This window comes from Galbitalea sp. SE-J8 (assembly GCF_030345695.1).
GTDB lineage: Bacteria > Actinomycetota > Actinomycetes > Actinomycetales > Microbacteriaceae > JAUASV01.
Map to the genome: position 1 here is coordinate 1 of NZ_JAUASV010000023.1, position 15681 is coordinate 15681.

Consider the following 15681-nt stretch of genomic DNA (forward strand, 5'->3'; position numbering starts at 1 on the left):
GTGGTTGCGGGGTGGTGTGGTGATCAAGGGTGCGACGGGGCGCACGTATCGGGTGGTTGTGAGGGATCGGGGCAAGACGCTCTCGGTGCGGGTGAAAGCCGCCAGAGCCGGCTACACCACCGCGACCACCACCATCCGCACCACCGCGACCAGATAGACCCGCGCTCGCGCGCCGGGGAAGGGCCCTCGCTCATCGGCTGCGAGCGAGGGCCCGTTCCCGAGCCCGCGCCACGATCCCCGGGAAGGGCGGCCGTCGGCGCGCGTGCCGGTAGCCTTGACCGGCCATGATCCAGACGATCGACCTGACCGGTACCCCCGCCACTCGCGCCGACCTCGGCCGCCTCGTTCCGCGAGCCGCGGTCGACGTCGCCGCGGCATCCGGCGTCGCGGCCGAGCTCATCGCCGACGTCCGGGCGCGCGGCGAGGAGGCACTGTTCGACCAGGCCGAACGCCTCGACGGGGTGCGTCCCGAGGGCATCCGCGTGCACTCCGCGACGATCGCGCAGGCCGTGCGCCAGCTGCCCGCGCCCGTGCGCGACGCGCTCGAGGAGGCCATCTCGCGCGTCACCGAGGCGACCCGCGCGCAGCTGCCCGCGCCGCGCGTCACGACCGTGGCGCCCGGGGCGCAGATCATCCAGCGCTGGCAGCCGGTGAGCCGCGTCGGGTTCTACGTGCCGGGCGGCAAGGCCGTGTATCCGTCGAGCGTCGTGATGAACGTCGTGCCCGCGCAGGTCGCGGGAGTCGCATCCGTCGCCCTCGCGAGCCCGCCGCAGCGTGCGTTCGACGGCAGCGTGCACCCGACCATCCTCGGCGCCGCCGGGCTGCTCGGCGTGGACGAGGTCTACGCCATGGGCGGCGCCGGCGCGATCGGCGCGTTCGCGTACGGCGTGCCCGCCCTGAGCCTCGATCCCGTGCAGGTCATCACCGGTCCGGGCAACGTCTACGTCGCCGCGGCCAAGCGCCTCGTGCGCGGCGTCGCCGGCATCGACGCGGAGGCCGGGCCCACCGAGATCCTCGTCATCGCGGATGCCGGCGCCGACGCCCGCCTCGTCGCGGCCGACCTGCTCAGCCAGGCCGAGCACGACGAGCTCGCGGCGGCCGTGCTCGTCACCGACAGTCCGGAGCTCGCGGATGCCGTGCGCGTCGCACTGGGGGAGCTCGCGGCGGCCACGCGCCACGTCGAGCGCGTGCGGGCCGCGATCGACGGCCGGCAGTCGGCGATCGTGCTCGTCGACGACCTGCCCGCGGCGGCCGCGTTCAGCAACGCGTACGGTCCGGAGCACCTCGAGATCCAGACCGTCGAGCCGGGCGCCGTGCTCGACCTCATCGAGAGCGCGGGGGCGATCTTCCTCGGACCGTACTCGCCGGTGAGCCTCGGCGACTACCTCGCCGGCTCGAACCACGTGCTCCCGACGGGGGGACAGGCGCGCTTCACGCCCGGGCTCGGGGCGTACACGTTCCTGCGCCCGCAGCAGATCGTGAACTACTCGCGCGAGGCGCTCGGCGAGATCGAGTCGCGCATCGTGACGCTCGCCGAGGCCGAGGACCTCCCGGCCCACGGCGACGCGGTGACCGCCCGCTTCGCGCGCTGACCGCCCCCGCCCCGCCCCGCCGCTGCCTCCGCCTGCCGCTGCCGCCGCCGCCCTCCGCCTGCCGCTGCCGCTGCCGCCGCCCACCGGTGCAACGGATTTCACGGATGTTCGGGTGGTCCGCACCACGACAGGCGGGATGTAGAGGCGGATGACGCACAAAGTCCGTGAGATCCGTTGTGGACGGGGCGCCCGAGTGCGGCGTGCCCGCGCCGCACGGGTCGAGCGACTACCATCAAGGCGCCATGTTCTGCCCCTTCTGCCGTCACCCGGACAGCCGCGTCATCGACTCGCGCACGAGCGATGACGGCCTCAGCATCCGTCGACGCCGGCAGTGCCCCGAGTGCGGCCGCCGGTTCTCGACCACCGAGACCGCGAGCCTCAACGTCATCAAGCGCAACGGGGTCGTCGAGCCATTCAGCCGGGAGAAGATCGTCTCGGGCGTGCGCAAGGCCTGCCAGGGACGTCCCGTGACCGACAGCGATCTCGCCGTGCTCGCGCAGCGCGTCGAGGAGACGATTCGCGCGACGGGCGCCGCGCAGATCGACGCGAACGACATCGGCCTGGCGATCCTCGCACCGCTCCGCGAGCTCGACGAGGTGGCGTACCTGCGCTTCGCGAGCGTGTACCAGGCGTTCGAGTCGCTCGACGACTTCGAGTCGGCGATCGCCACGCTCCGCAGCGAGGACACCGGCTCGGCCACCCCCGCCTGAGCTCGGCCACCCCCGCCCGAGCTCGGCCACCGGCTGAGCTCCACCACCCCGCCTGAGCTCGGCCACCCCCGCCCGAGCTCGGCCACCCCCCGCCCGAGGCGGAGCGGGCCACCCCCGCCCGATACCCTGAACGCAGCCATGTATCGACTGCTGTTCGCCCTCGTCCTGTCGCGCCTCGACCCGGAGCTCGCGCATCACGCGGCGATGCTGGTCATCCGTGCGCTCGGTCTCGTCCCCGGACTCGTGCGCCCCGTCACCCGCGCGCGCGCCGACCTCGCCGTCGAGACGCTCGGGCTGCGGTTCGAGTCGCCGTTCGGCGTCGCCGCGGGCTTCGACAAGAACGCGGTCGGCATCCGTGGCCTGTGGGCGCTCGGCTTCGGCCACGTCGAGACGGGCACCGTCACCGCCGTGCCGCAGCCGGGCAACCCGAAGCCGCGGCTGTTCCGCCTGAAGGCCGACCGCGCGCTCATCAACCGGATGGGGTTCAACAACCGGGGAGCGGATGCCGCGGCCGCCCGCATCGCAGCCGCGACCCGTCGGGCGGACCGGCCGATCATCGGCGCGAACATCGGGAAGAGCCGCGTGGTCGAGGTCGACGACGCGATCGGCGACTACCTGCTCTCGACGCGCGCCCTCGCCCCGGTCGCGGACTACCTCGTCATCAACGTCAGCTCGCCGAACACGCCGGGGCTGCGCGGTCTGCAGGAGCTCGACCGGCTCGCCCCGCTGCTCGACGCGGTGGTCGGCGCCGCCGGCACGACCCCCGTGCTCGTGAAGATCGCCCCCGATCTCACGGATGACGAGGCCGGCCGGATCGCCGACCTCGCGGTCGCCCGCGGGCTCGCCGGCATCATCGCGACGAACACCACGGTCGGACGGGACGGGCTCCGCACGGATGCCGCGGTCGTCGCGGCCGCCGGCGCGGGCGGCCTGTCCGGGCCACCGGTCGCGGCGCGCTCGATCGAGCTGCTGCGGCTGCTGCGCGCGCGGGTGCCCGCGGACTACTGCCTGATCTCCGCCGGGGGAGTGCAGACCGCCGCCGACGTCGCCGAGCGGCTCGCGGCGGGGGCGACGCTCGTGCAGGGCTACACGGCGTTCCTCTACGAGGGCCCGGGCTGGGCGCGCCGCATCAACCGCGGCCTCGCGACAGGCCGATAGCCCGCGATGGGGCGCACACTCGCCGGCTGAGCTGCCCGCGAGCGGAGCGAGCAGGCGTATCGAAGCCGTGCCACGCACGATCCAGTGCGACGCTCGACGCTTCGTCGCGAGCTGCTCAGCGCCCGCATTCGCGAGCTGCTCAGCGACCGAGCACGCGTGCTGCTCAGCGCCCCGGGTTGGGGCTGCGCGGCGCGCCGATGCCCGCGCCGCCCGCGATCAGAGGCTCGGGTACGCCCCGCGCTTGACCTGCGCCTTCGGCAGGCGCATCGGGCGCAGTTGGAACGAGCGCATCGCGGCGTACCAGCGCACGCGCTCGACCCGGTCCCCGTACTTCGCGCGCAGCTTGCGGGTGAGCGAGAAGCCGAGCACGACGGAGTCGAGGATCGCGAGCACGAAGAACGCGTAGAGCACGTAGATCGAGTACAGCTGGATCGCGGAGTCGAAGAAGCTCAGCAGGATGACCAGGACCATGACCGGGATGAGCAGCTCGCCGACGCTCCAGCGCGCGTCGACCCAGTCGCGCACGAACTTCTTCTGCGGGCCGCGGTCGCGCACCGGGAGGTACTTCTCCTCGCCCGCGGCGAGGCCGACCCGGGCGCGCTCGCGCTCGGCGGCCGATGTGGCACGGGACTGACGTCGCGCCTCGGCGCGGTCGGAGACGACGAGGGGTCGCCGGTTCGCCGCCTCGCGCTCGCGCCGCGACGGCGTCGCGCGTCCCTTGCCGCTCGCGGCCTCGGTCGTCGCCTCGGCGTCGACGTCGCTCGTCTCGTGCTGCTTCGCCACGGGAAAGTCCTCGTTCCTGTCCACTTAAGATTACCCGCATGACCCTGCTCCCCCCGACCCCGTCCGTCGACAGCGAACGCATCGCGGAGGCCGTCGCCGCCGGCTTCCCGGCCGCGGTCGCCGACCTCGGCCGCCTCGTGCGCATCCCGTCCGTGTCGTGGGACGGCTTCGACCCCGAGAACGTGGCCCGCAGCGCCGAGGCGGTCGCCGAGCTCGCGCGCGCGACGGGCGTGTTCGACACGGTCGACATCCGCCGGTCGCGCATCGGGGACACGGATGTGCTCGGCCAGCCCGCGGTCATCGCGCGGCGCGCGGCGCGCGGCGGCCGTCCCACGATCCTGCTCTACGCGCACCACGACGTGCAGCCGCCCGGGCAGGACGAGGACTGGGAGTCGAAGCCGTTCGAGCCGACGGCGCGCGGCGACCGGCTGTACGGACGCGGCTCGGCCGACGACAAGGCGGGCGTGATGTCGCACATCGCCGCGATCCGCGCCCTCGTCGAGGCGACCGGACCCGACCTCCAGGTCGGCATCGCGCTCTACATCGAGGGCGAGGAGGAGTTCGCCTCGCGCTCCTTCTCGAACTTCCTCCTCGACAACCGCGACGACCTCGCGGCCGACGTGATCGTCGTCGCGGACGGCGGCAACTGGGACCTCGACACCCCCGCGCTCACCGTGTCGCTGCGGGGCAACGTGACGTTCCGGCTCACCGTGACGACGCTCGAGCACGCGTCGCACTCCGGCGTGTTCGGGGGAGCGGTGCCGGATGCGATGCTCGCGATGACCCGCCTGCTCGCGTCGTTCCACGACGAGCGCGGCGCGGTCGCGGTCGCGGGCCTCACGAGCCACGAGGCGCCGACGCCGGAGTACGGCGAGGCGAAGCTGCGCGAGGAGGCGGCGCTGCTGCCGGGCGTCTCGCCGATCGGCACGGGCGAGATCCTCGAGCGGCTCTGGTTCCAGCCGTCGATCACGGTCACCGGCATCGACGCGCCGACCGTGCTGAACGCGTCAAACACGCTCATCCCGAGCGTGAGCGTGCGCGTCAGCGTGCGCATCGCCCCCGGTCAGACGACGGATGCGGCCATCGCCGCGATCCGCGACCACATCGCCCGCCACACCCCGTTCGGCGCCACGGTCGAGCTCTCCGAGCCCGACGCGGGCAGCCCGTTCCTCGTCGACACGAGCGGCTGGGCGGTCGCCGACGCCGGTGACGCGATGTCGACCGCGTACGGACGCGAGGTCGTGCAGGTCGGCTCCGGCGGCAGCATCCCGTTCGTCGCGGATCTGACGGCGGTGTTCCCCGACGCGCAGATCCTCATCACGGGCGTCGAGGACCCCGACTCGCGCGCCCACAGCCCGAACGAGTCGCTGCACCTGCCGACGTTCCGCCGCGGCATCCACGCCGAGGCGCTGCTCCTGGCCAAACTCGACGCGCGCGCATAGAGCGCGCGCAGCATCCGCGTGCTTACAATCAGCCCATGACCGACACGACTCTCACCACGGCCGCGCACGGCGTGGGCCTCACCGACACCGCGGCCGCCAAGGTCAGGAGCCTGCTCGTGCAGGAGGGTCGTGACGACCTGCGCCTGCGTCTCGCGGTGCAGCCCGGCGGCTGCTCGGGTCTCATCTACCAGCTCTACTTCGACGAGCGCGAGCTCGACGGCGACGCGATCCGCGAGTTCGGCGACGGCGTCGAGGTCGTCGTCGACCCGATGAGCGTGCCCTACCTCGACGGGGCCACGATCGACTTCGAGGACACCATCCAGAAGCAGGGTTTCACGATCGACAACCCGAACGCGACGGGGAGCTGCGCCTGCGGCGACAGCTTCCACTGACGCGCGCGAACCGCACGCACTGACGAGCGGATGCCGTCCCGCGAACGCGGGCGACACACGTCGGCGAGGGGCCGTCCCGGCAAGGGGCGGCCCCTCGCGTGGTTATAGACTGGCGAGGTTCCACCCCAACCAAACCGAGAGGTAACCGGTGCGCTCCAATCGCCTCCGCCGATGGGCAGTTCTTCCGATCGCCGTGGGCGTGGCGGGCATCCTGGCCGGGTGCACGCAGCAGCAGCTGCAGGGGTGGCTGCCGGGCTCGCCGGACACGACGAACCAGACCTCGACCACCATCGGCCTGTGGGTCACGTCGTGGATCGTGCTGCTCGCGGTGGGCGTCGTGACGTGGAGCCTCATCATCTGGGCGGCGGTCGTCTACCGCCGTCGCAAGGGCCAGACCGGCCTGCCGGTGCAGCTGCGCTACAACCTCCCGGTCGAGATCTTCTACACGATCGTGCCGCTCATCCTGGTCGTCGGCTTCTTCGCCTTCACGGCGCGCGACCAGGCCTCGATCGAGGCGGACCCGGGCAATCCCGACGTCAAGATCGAGGTGTTCGGCAAGCGCTGGTCGTGGGACTTCAACTACCTCGACTCGAACGTGCACACCGCCGGCATCCAGGCGCAGGACCGCCTCAACGACGACGGCTCGATCGACGAGTCGAAGCTGCCGGTGCTGTACCTGCCCGTGGGCGAGAAGGTGCAGATCGACATCGAGTCGCGCGACGTCATCCACTCCTTCTGGATCATCGACTTCCTCTACAAGAAGGACATGATCCCGGGCAAGACCAACCACTGGTACTTCACGCCCACCAAGGAGGGCACCTACAAGGGCAAGTGCGCCGAGCTCTGCGGCCAGTACCACTCGCTCATGCTCTTCACCGTCAAGGTCGTCTCGCCCGACGAGTACGCCGCCTACGTCGCATCGCTCGCAGCCAGCCCCGACACGCAGGGCCTGCTGGGCTCCGACTACAACACGCTGTCCAACGATCCGGGTACGGGCCCCGCGCCCGAGCCCGAGTCCGCGTCGACCGATTCAGGGGAGTAACTCGCGATGACCGCCACCTTCGAAGCGACCTCGGGGCTGTCCACCCCGCGCGTGGCCCGCCGCGGCAACGTCGTCGTCAACTGGATCACGTCGACCGACCACAAGACGATCGGGTACATGTACCTGATCACGTCGTTCGCGTACTTCCTCATCGGCGGCGTGCTCGCCCTCGTCATCCGCACCGAGCTGTTCACGCCGGGGCTCGACATCGTGCAGACCGCGGAGCAGTACAACCAGCTGTTCACGATGCACGGCACGATCATGCTGCTGATGTTCGCGACGCCGCTGTTCTTCGGCTTCGCGAACGCGATCATGCCGCTGCAGATCGGCGCGCCCGACGTCGCGTTCCCGCGGCTCAACGCGTTCTCGTTCTGGCTGTTCTTCTTCGGCTCGTTCATCGCCGTCTCGGGCTTCTTCACCCCGCAGGGCGCTGCGAGCTTCGGCTGGTTCGCCTACGCGCCGCTCTCGGACACGACCTTCACGCCCGGCCTCGGCGGCAACCTGTGGGTGTTCGGCCTGGGCCTGTCGGGCTTCGGCACGATCCTCGGCGGCGTGAACTTCATCACGACGATCATCACGATGCGCGCCCCGGGCATGACGATGTTCCGGATGCCGATCTTCACCTGGAACGCGCTCGTCACGTCGATCCTCGTGCTGATGGCGTTCCCGGTGCTCGCCGCGGCGATGTTCGCGCTCGGCATGGACCGCGTGTTCGACGCGCACTTCTACGACCCGGCCAACGGCGGCGCCATCCTCTGGCAGCACCTGTTCTGGTTCTTCGGCCATCCGGAGGTCTACATCATCGCGCTGCCGTTCTTCGGCATCGTGTCGGAGATCTTCCCGGTGTTCAGCCGCAAGCCGATCTTCGGCTATCGCACGCTGATCTTCGCGACGATCGCGATCGCCGCGCTGTCGGTGACGGTGTGGGCGCACCACATGTACGTCACGGGCTCCGTGCTGCTGCCGTTCTTCTCGCTGCTCACGATGCTCATCGCGGTGCCGACGGGCGTGAAGATCTTCAACTGGATCGGCACGATGTGGCGCGGCTCGCTCACGTTCGAGACGCCGATGCTGTGGTCGATCGGCTTCCTCATCACGTTCACGTTCGGCGGCCTGACCGGCGTCATCCTCGCGAGCCCGCCGCTCGACTTCCACGTCTCGGACACCTACTTCGTCGTCGCCCACTTCCACTACGTGGTCTTCGGCACGGTCGTGTTCGCGATGTTCGCGGGCTTCTACTTCTGGTGGCCGAAGTGGACCGGGCGCATGCTCAACGAGCGCCTCGGCAAGATCCACTTCTGGCTGCTGTTCATCGGGTTCCACACGACGTTCCTGGTGCAGCACTGGCTCGGCGTCGTCGGCATGCCCCGGCGCTACGCGACCTACCTGCCCGATGACGGGTTCACCTGGATGAACCAGCTCTCGACGATCGGGTCGTTCATCCTCGGCGTCTCGCTGCTGCCGTTCCTGTTCAACGTGTGGATCACGGCGCGCACCGCGCCGAAGGTCACCGTGAACGACCCGTGGGGCTTCTCGCGCTCGCTCGAGTGGGCGACGAGCTGCCCGCCCCCGCGGCACAACTTCACGTCGATCCCGCGCATCCGTTCCGAGTCGCCGGCGTTCGACCTCAACCACCCCGAGGCGGGCATCCCGGTGGGCGTCGGTCCCACGAAGGATGCGCCGGACGCCCCCGTCGTCGACCTCGCCGACGAGAAGGTGAAGTGACATGCGCGCCAACGCGATCCTGTTCTGGTTCCTCGGCGGATTCTTCATCCTCGCCGACGCCCTGTACTTCTTCTGGCAGCTGCTCGACAACGGCAACGTGCACGGCAACGTCACGTCGCACCGCGGCGGCGGCATCGTCTCCGGGATCGACTGGGTCGGCGTGGTCGGCATCGGCCTCGCCGGCGTGCTGGCCGCCCTCATCGCCTTCTTCATCGGCCGCGCGCACGCGGCGCAGGGCGGGGAGCTGCCCGAGGACCGTCTCGACGCGACGATCGAGGAGGGCGACGCCGAGCAGGGCTTCTTCGCCCCGTGGAGCTGGTGGCCCGTGCTGCTCGCCGGCAGCATCGGCCTGGTGTTCCTCGGCGTCGCGATCGGCATCTGGATCTCGTTCATCGGCGCGGCGATCGTCATCGTGAGCCTCATCGGCTGGCAGTACGAGTTCTACCGCGGCAACTTCGCGCACTGAGCCCGCGTCGCGCCAGTTGCGGCTAGCGCAGCGCTGCTGCGCTAGCGCGGCGCGAACACGGACACGTCGACGCTCAGCGTCACCGGTCCCGCCGGGGGAGCGGGGCGATCCGGATGGTGCCCGGCCGGACCCATGTCCGCCGCGCGCGCCGCGTCGTCGGCGTCGAGCCGGAGCGTCGCCTCCACGACCTCGTGGTGCACCGGCGCGAACAGCGGCGCGAGCGACTCGCCCACCCGCTCGAGCTTGTCCTCGGGCACGTCGAGCATCGCGCCGCCGACGCGCAGCTCGGCGAGGTGCCGCGGCGTCGGCGTCACGACCACGAACCGGCCGCCGTCCGCGAGCACACGGGCGGTCTCGGCCGGGTTGCGCGGAGCGAACACGCACAGCACGGCATCCGCTGCCGCGTCGCGCACCGGCCAGGGGCGCCAGATGTCGGCGACGAGTCCCGGCATCCCGGTGGCGCCGACGGCGACGCGCACGGCATCCGTCGACGCGTCCAGCTCGAGCGCGATGGCGCCCGGGCGGTCGCGCAGCAGAGCGGAGCTGTAGTAGCCCGTGCCGCAGCCGGCGTCGAGCATCCGGGCATCCGCCGGCACGGCGCGTCGCAGGGCGCCGACGACGGGGGAGTAGTGGCCGGCCGCGAGGAAGGCGCTGCGCGCTGCGAGCAGCTCGCGCGGATCGCCGCGGATGCCGGAGCGCGCGTCGATCGCCGTGAGCCAGCCGCGCCGGTTCACGTCGTGCCGGTGGCCGTTCGCGCAGCCCAGCACGAGCGCGCCCTCCGCAACGAGATCGAGCCCGCACGCCGGGCAGCGAAGCCAGCGTGCGAGCTCGTCGATCTCGATCAGGAGCGCGCCCCGATCATCCGTTCAGTGGTGGTCGTGGTGCGCCGACTCGAGCTCGCCCTTCGACACCGGCACGATGCGGTCCTCGAAGAACCAGCGCGAGAAGCCGGCACGCACGCGCGTCGCGGCCGTGATCCTGCCCTGCGCGTTCGGACGCACGACGAGCGGCTTGTACTCGTTGTAGCTCGTGAGACGCCAGCGGTCGTACTCGTCGAGGGGCTGGTGCACCTCGATGTACTCGCCGCTCGGCATCCGCACGATGCGGCCCGACTCGTAGCCGTGCAGCGCGATCTCGCGGTCCTTCTTCTGCAGGCCGATGCAGACGCGCTTCGTCACCTGGTAGGCGATGATCGGCCCGATGATGAGCAGGATCTGCAGGCTGACGATGACGCCCTCGATCGTGAGCTTGAAGTGCGTCGCGATGAGGTCGGAGCTCGCCGCGGCCCATAGCACCGCGTAGAACACCACGCCCGCCGCGCCGATCGCCGTGCGCGTCGGGGCGTTGCGCGGCCGGTCGGCGATGTGGTGCTCGCGCTTGTCGCCGGTGACCCAGGCCTCGAGGAACGGGTACGCGGCGACGGCGGCCAGGAAGACGACGAGCACGAGGATCGGCAGCAGGATGTTCCACGACACGGTGTAGCCGAACCAGACCACCTCGAGGTGCGTGGGGGCGAGCCGCAGCGCGCCGTCGGCGAAGCCGATGTACCAGTCCGGCTGCGTTCCCGCGGACACCGGCGAGGGGTCGTAGGGCCCGTAGTTCCAGATCGGGTTGATCGTGAACAGCGAGGCGATGAGCACGATGATGCCGAACACGATGAAGAAGAACCCGGCGGCCTTCGCGGCGAAGGTCGGGAGGATCGGCACGCCGACGACGTTCTCGTTGGTGCGGCCGGGGCCGGCGAACTGGGTGTGCTTGTTGACCACGAGTAGCACGAGGTGCAGGCCGAGCGCGGCGACGAGGATCGCCGGCAGCAGCAGGATGTGCAGCACGAACAGGCGGGGCACGATGTCGGTGCCCGGGAACTCGCCGCCGAACAGCAGGTAGGAGATCCAGGTGCCGATCACCGGGATGCCCTTGACCATGCCGTCGATGATGCGCAGGCCGTTGCCCGAGAGCAGGTCGTCGGGCAGCGAGTAGCCCGTGAAGCCCTCGGCGAGGGCGAGCACGAAGAGCAGGAAGCCGATCACCCAGTTGAGCTCACGCGGCTTGCGGAACGCGCCCGTGAAGAAGATGCGCAGCATGTGCAGGCCGATGCTCGAGATGAACAGCAGCGCCGCCCAGTGGTGCACCTGGCGCATGAGCAGGCCGCCGCGCACGTCGAACGAGATGTTCATCGCGGAGTCGAACGCGGCCGAGACCTCGAGACCCTTCATCGGGGCGAACGTGCCCTCGTAGTGCGTCGGCGTCATGGCCGGCTCGAAGAAGAACGTGAGGAACGTGCCCGACAGCAGGATGACGATGAAGCTGTAGAGCGCGACCTCGCCGAGCATGAACGACCAGTGGTCGGGGAAGATCTTGCGGCCGAGCTCCTTGACGAATCCGGAGATGCTCGTGCGCTCGTCGATGTAGTTCGCGGCCGCCGTCGTGAAGCGCGCCGTGCCGCTCGTCGGGTCGGCGAACGGACCGCGCGTCGCGGTGGGCTCGGTGGTCGTGGTCACTTACGGCCGTCCTCTCCAAGACGCTCCCAGAAGCTGGGGCCGACGGGCTCGTGGAAGTCGCTGCGCGCGACGAGGTAGCCGTCGGCATCCACCGTGATGGGCAGCTGGGGGAGCGGGCGGCTCGCCGGGCCGAAGATGACCTTCGCGCCGTCCGAGACGTCGAACTCCGACTGGTGGCAGGGGCAGAGCAGGTGGTGCGTCTGCTGCTCGTACAGCGCCACCGGGCAGCCGACGTGCGTGCAGATCTTCGAGTACGCGACGATGCCGTCGTACGACCAGCTCTTCTTGTAGTCCTCCTCGTGCAGATCCTCGGGACGGATGCGCATGAGCAGCACCGCCGCCTTGGCCTTCTGCTCGAGGTAGTCCTCGTGCTCCTCGATGCCCTCGGGGATGATGTGGTACGCCGAGCCGTACACGACATCCGCGGCGCGCACGGGCGTGCCGTCCGGGTCGCGGGTGAGGCGCACGTTCTTGTCCCACAGCGTGTGCCGCAGCAGGGAGTTCGGCTCCTCGTTCGCCGGCGCGAGATCGCGGAACAGCACGATGCCGGGCAGCGGGAAGAACACCAGCGCGCCGATGAGGCTGTTGCGGATGAGCGTGCGACGCCCGAATCCGGACTCCTCGTTGGCCTGCGTGAAGATCTCCGAGACGCGGGCGACGGTCTCCGGCTTGCCCTTCGTGGTGTGGCGGTCCTCGGGGATCTCGATGTCGGAGATGAGCGCCTTCGCCCAGTGCACCGTGCCGATGCCGATGCCGAGCAGGCTGAACGCCATCGCGAGGCCCACGGTGAGCGTGTTGACGCGCACGGATGCGATGTCGCCCGGCACGATCGGGAACGCGATGTAGAACGCGGCCGCGAGCACCGAGCCGATGATCGAGATGAAGAACAGGCCGGTGACGCGGCGCTGCGCGAGCGCCTCCTTCGCCGGGTCGACGTCGGTGATGCGCGGGCGGTGCGGCGGGAACCCCGGGTTCTCGATCACCTCGCTCGGCACCACGGCCGTTCCGGCGGATGCCGGCGCGACCGGTTCGACGGCGGAGCCGGGTGCGGCGTCCTTCACGTCTGCCATGTTGTCCTCTCGATCGGCGCCGGATGGGGCGCCGGATGCTGCTGTGCTGGCTGTGCTGTTGTGGGAGGTCAGTTGGATTTCGCGGTGAGCCACACGGTCACCGCGACGACGGCGCCGAGGCCGAAGATCCAGATGAACAGGCCCTCGGCCACCGGACCGAGGTTGCCGAGCTCGAAACCGCCGGGCGAGGGGTTCGCCTCGAGGTACTTGAGGTAGGCGATGATGTCCTTCTTGTCGGTGGGCGACAGGTTGAGGTCGTTGAACACCGGCATGTTCTGCGGGCCGGTGAGCATCGCCTCGTAGATGTGCGTGCCCGTCACGCCCGTGAGCGCGGGGGCGAACTTGCCCTCGGTGAGCGCGCCGCCGGCCCCTGCGACGTTGTGGCACATCGCGCAGTTGGTGCGGAACAGCTCCCCGCCGTGCGCCGGGTCGCCCTCGCCGTCGGTGTACTCCGCGGCCGGGATCGCCGGACCGACACCGATCGTCGCGACGTAGGCCGCGAGCGCCTTGACCTGGTCGTCCGTGAACTGCACGGGCTTCTTCTCCGCCTGCGGGCCGCTCGCGGCGGCGGGCATGCGGCCGGTGCCGACCTGGAAGTCGACGGCGGCCGCGCCGACGCCGACCAGCGTGGGGGCGTCATCCGTGCCCTCGAGCTGCAGGCCGTGGCAGCTCGCGCAGTTGGCCTGGTAGAGCTTCTGGCCCTCGCCGACCTGGTCGGCGGCGACGGTCGTCGCGGAGTCGGCGGATGCGGTGGCCGTGAACAGCGAGTACACGCCGCCGGTGGCCGCGAGGCCGATCACGAGCAGGGCGATGGTCGCGAGCGGGCCACGCCGGGCCGGACGACGGCCGCGCGCTGCGGCGCGGGAGGACGACTTGGTGCTGGGCACTCCGCTGCTTTCTCTCATTTGAGGATGTAGATCACGAAGAACAGCGCGATCCAGACGACGTCGACGAAGTGCCAGTAGTAGGAGACGACGATCGCGCTCGTCGCCTCCTTGTGACCGAAATTCTTCACCGCGTAGGCGCGGCCGATCACGAGCAGGAACGCGATGAGGCCGCACGTCACGTGCAGGCCGTGGAAGCCCGTGGTGAGGTAGAAGGCGGAGCCGTAGGGGTCGGAGTTGATGAGCACGCCCTCGTGCATCATGAGGTTCGAGTACTCGTAGATCTGGCCGATGATGAACATCGCGCCCATCACGTAGGTGACGAAGAACCACTCGACCATGCCCCACTCGGTGATCTTCCAGCTCTTGCGGCGGTGCTGGAGACGCTCGGCGGCGAACACGCCGAACTGGCACGTGAACGACGACGCGATGAGCACCGCGGTGTTGAACCCGGAGAAGTACACGTTGAGCTTCTCGGTCTGCGAGGCCCACAGCTCCGGCGAGGTCGAGCGCAGGGTGAAGTAGATGGCGAACAGTCCGGCGAAGAACATCACTTCGCTGCCGAGCCACACGATCGTGCCGACAGCGACGGTGTTCGGACGGTTGACCACCGGCGCCGACAGGGGACGCGAGAGCGGTGTCGTAGTCACCATCCCATTATGGCCTCTCGTCGGACCCGCACGGACCCGACTCCGGCACGCCGCGTGTCGCTCGGTAGGATTCGGGACATGCCCGCCGCGCTCACCTGGCCCGCCATTCTCGAGTCGCTCGTGACCGGCCACGACCTCTCCATCGCGGAGGCCGAATGGGCCATGGAGCGGGTGATGTCGGGGGCGGCGACCGAGGCGCAGCTCGGCGGCCTGCTGACCGCGCTGCGGTTCAAGGGCGAGACTGTCGACGAGATCGTCGGGTTCCGGGATGCGGCGCTCGCGCACGCCGAGAAGCTCGACGTCGACCCGGATGTGCTCGACATCGTCGGCACCGGTGGGGATCCGTACGGCGCGGTGCTCAACATCTCGTCGGTGGCATCCGTCATCTGCGCCGCCGCGGGGGTGCCGGTGGTCAAGCACGGCAACCGCGGCGCGAGCTCGAAGTCGGGGGCGTCCGACGTGCTGACCGCGCTCGGCGTGGACATCCAGATCGAGCCGGCGCGCGTCGCCCAGGTGCTCGCCGAGACGGGCATCACGTTCGCGTTCGCCGCGCGCTTCCACCCCGGATTCCGGCACGCGGGCCCCACCCGGGCGCAGCTCGGCATCTCGACCCTGTTCAACATCCTCGGGCCGCTGTGCAATCCGGCGCGTCCCGAGGCGAGCGCGGTCGGCGTCGCGCACCTCGAGCGGGTGCCGCTCGTGGTCGGCGTGTTCCAGACCCGCGGCGCGACCGCCCTCGTCTACCGCGGCGACGACGGCATCGACAAGCTCACGACGACGGGGCACTCCCACATCTGGGAGGTGAGCCGCGGCGCTGTCACCGAGCACGACCTCGACCCGCGCGACCTCGGCATCCCGCGCTCGCGCATCGAGGACCTGCTCGGCACGACGCCCGAGGCGAACGCCGCCGTCATCCGCGCGGTGCTCGGCGGCGAAGGCGGAGCCGTGCGCGACGTCGTGCTGCTGAACGCCGCGGCCGGGCTCGTCGCGTTCGCGCTCGCCCACGACCCGGAGCTCGTCACGGTGCCGATCGTCGAGCGCCTGCGCGACAAGCTCGCCGTGGCGGCGAGCGTCGTCGACAGCGGCGCCGCGGCAGCGAAGCTCGAGGAGTGGGCGGCCGCGACGCGGCGCTGACCGACGCTCGGGTGCCGGGTGCCGGGTGCCGGGTGCCGGGTGTGCTCGGATGTGCGGGTGCTGGGGGTGCTGGGTGCCGGGTGCCGGGTGCTGGGTGCTGGGGGTGCGGGTGCTGGGGGTGCTGGGGGTGCT

Annotated in this window: 15 protein-coding genes; 9 read left to right on the plus strand and 6 right to left on the minus strand. The window is 70.6% G+C overall.

The features are described from left to right. Positions 1-284: 284 nt before the first annotated feature. From hisD to QT381_RS13250, 3 genes are all read left to right on the plus strand, one after another. A complete protein-coding gene (gene hisD / locus QT381_RS13240) occupies positions 285-1592 on the plus strand; it encodes a histidinol dehydrogenase (protein WP_289249508.1) in 1308 nt (435 codons plus the stop codon). A gap of 242 nt (positions 1593-1834) precedes the next feature. After that, positions 1835-2302: a transcriptional regulator NrdR gene (nrdR, locus tag QT381_RS13245; RefSeq protein ID WP_289249509.1), complete on the plus strand. Its 468-nt coding sequence runs from the start codon at positions 1835-1837 to the stop codon at positions 2300-2302. A 138-nt stretch (positions 2303-2440) separates the two neighbouring features. Then, on the plus strand, positions 2441-3460 hold the full coding sequence (locus QT381_RS13250) for a quinone-dependent dihydroorotate dehydrogenase (RefSeq protein ID WP_289249510.1): 1020 nt from the start codon (positions 2441-2443) through the stop codon (positions 3458-3460). A 216-nt stretch (positions 3461-3676) separates the two neighbouring features. On the opposite strand, the gene QT381_RS13255 is transcribed toward QT381_RS13250, so the two are convergent. Continuing rightward, the gene (locus QT381_RS13255) at positions 3677-4243 is read right to left on the minus strand and encodes a DUF3043 domain-containing protein (protein ID WP_289249511.1); all 567 of its coding nucleotides are present in this window, start codon (positions 4241-4243) and stop codon (positions 3677-3679) included. 38 nt (positions 4244-4281) lie between these two features. On the opposite strand from QT381_RS13255, the gene QT381_RS13260 reads away from it, so the two are divergent. The 5 genes from QT381_RS13260 (at position 4282) to ctaF (ending at position 9310) form a co-directional block, all read left to right on the plus strand. Beyond that, entirely contained in the window at positions 4282-5685 is a 1404-nt protein-coding gene (locus QT381_RS13260) for a dipeptidase (RefSeq protein WP_289249512.1), read from the plus strand. A gap of 35 nt (positions 5686-5720) precedes the next feature. Then, positions 5721-6077: a HesB/IscA family protein gene (locus QT381_RS13265; RefSeq protein WP_289249513.1), complete on the plus strand. Its 357-nt coding sequence runs from the start codon at positions 5721-5723 to the stop codon at positions 6075-6077. A 148-nt stretch (positions 6078-6225) separates the two neighbouring features. Continuing rightward, the gene (gene ctaC, locus QT381_RS13270; RefSeq protein ID WP_289249514.1) at positions 6226-7119 is read left to right on the plus strand and encodes an aa3-type cytochrome oxidase subunit II; all 894 of its coding nucleotides are present in this window, start codon (positions 6226-6228) and stop codon (positions 7117-7119) included. Between the two features lie 6 nt (positions 7120-7125). Continuing rightward, complete coding sequence (gene ctaD, locus QT381_RS13275) at positions 7126-8844, plus strand: aa3-type cytochrome oxidase subunit I (RefSeq protein WP_289249515.1); 1719 nt, start codon at positions 7126-7128, stop codon at positions 8842-8844. Between the two features lies 1 nt (position 8845). Next, the gene (ctaF, locus tag QT381_RS13280) at positions 8846-9310 is read left to right on the plus strand and encodes an aa3-type cytochrome oxidase subunit IV (RefSeq protein ID WP_289249516.1); all 465 of its coding nucleotides are present in this window, start codon (positions 8846-8848) and stop codon (positions 9308-9310) included. Positions 9311-9351: 41 nt separating this feature from the next. Here the strand turns inward: ctaF and QT381_RS13285 are convergent, their stop codons facing one another. The 5 genes from QT381_RS13285 to ctaE all read right to left on the minus strand — a co-directional run bounded on the left by QT381_RS13285 (position 9352) and on the right by ctaE (position 14418). Further along, positions 9352-10077, minus strand: coding sequence for a methyltransferase domain-containing protein (locus QT381_RS13285; protein WP_289249517.1), 726 nt, complete (start codon positions 10075-10077; stop codon positions 9352-9354). A gap of 99 nt (positions 10078-10176) precedes the next feature. Beyond that, positions 10177-11811, minus strand: coding sequence for a cytochrome bc1 complex cytochrome b subunit (gene qcrB / locus QT381_RS13290; RefSeq protein WP_289249518.1), 1635 nt, complete (start codon positions 11809-11811; stop codon positions 10177-10179). After that, positions 11808-12881, minus strand: a complete 1074-nt coding sequence (qcrA, locus tag QT381_RS13295; RefSeq protein ID WP_289249519.1) for a cytochrome bc1 complex Rieske iron-sulfur subunit — start codon at positions 12879-12881, stop codon at positions 11808-11810. Before qcrA ends, qcrB begins: the two co-directional genes overlap by 4 nt. Positions 12882-12949: 68 nt before the next feature. Then, entirely contained in the window at positions 12950-13786 is an 837-nt protein-coding gene (gene qcrC, locus QT381_RS13300; protein WP_289249520.1) for a cytochrome bc1 complex diheme cytochrome c subunit, read from the minus strand. Beyond that, positions 13783-14418 (minus strand): aa3-type cytochrome oxidase subunit III, encoded by a 636-nt coding sequence (ctaE, locus tag QT381_RS13305; protein WP_289249521.1) that lies wholly within the window; start codon positions 14416-14418, stop codon positions 13783-13785. Before ctaE ends, qcrC begins: the two co-directional genes overlap by 4 nt. 75 nt (positions 14419-14493) lie before the next feature. On the opposite strand from ctaE, the gene trpD reads away from it, so the two are divergent. After that, positions 14494-15549, plus strand: coding sequence for an anthranilate phosphoribosyltransferase (gene trpD, locus QT381_RS13310; RefSeq protein WP_289249522.1), 1056 nt, complete (start codon positions 14494-14496; stop codon positions 15547-15549). Positions 15550-15681: the final 132 nt, after the last annotated feature.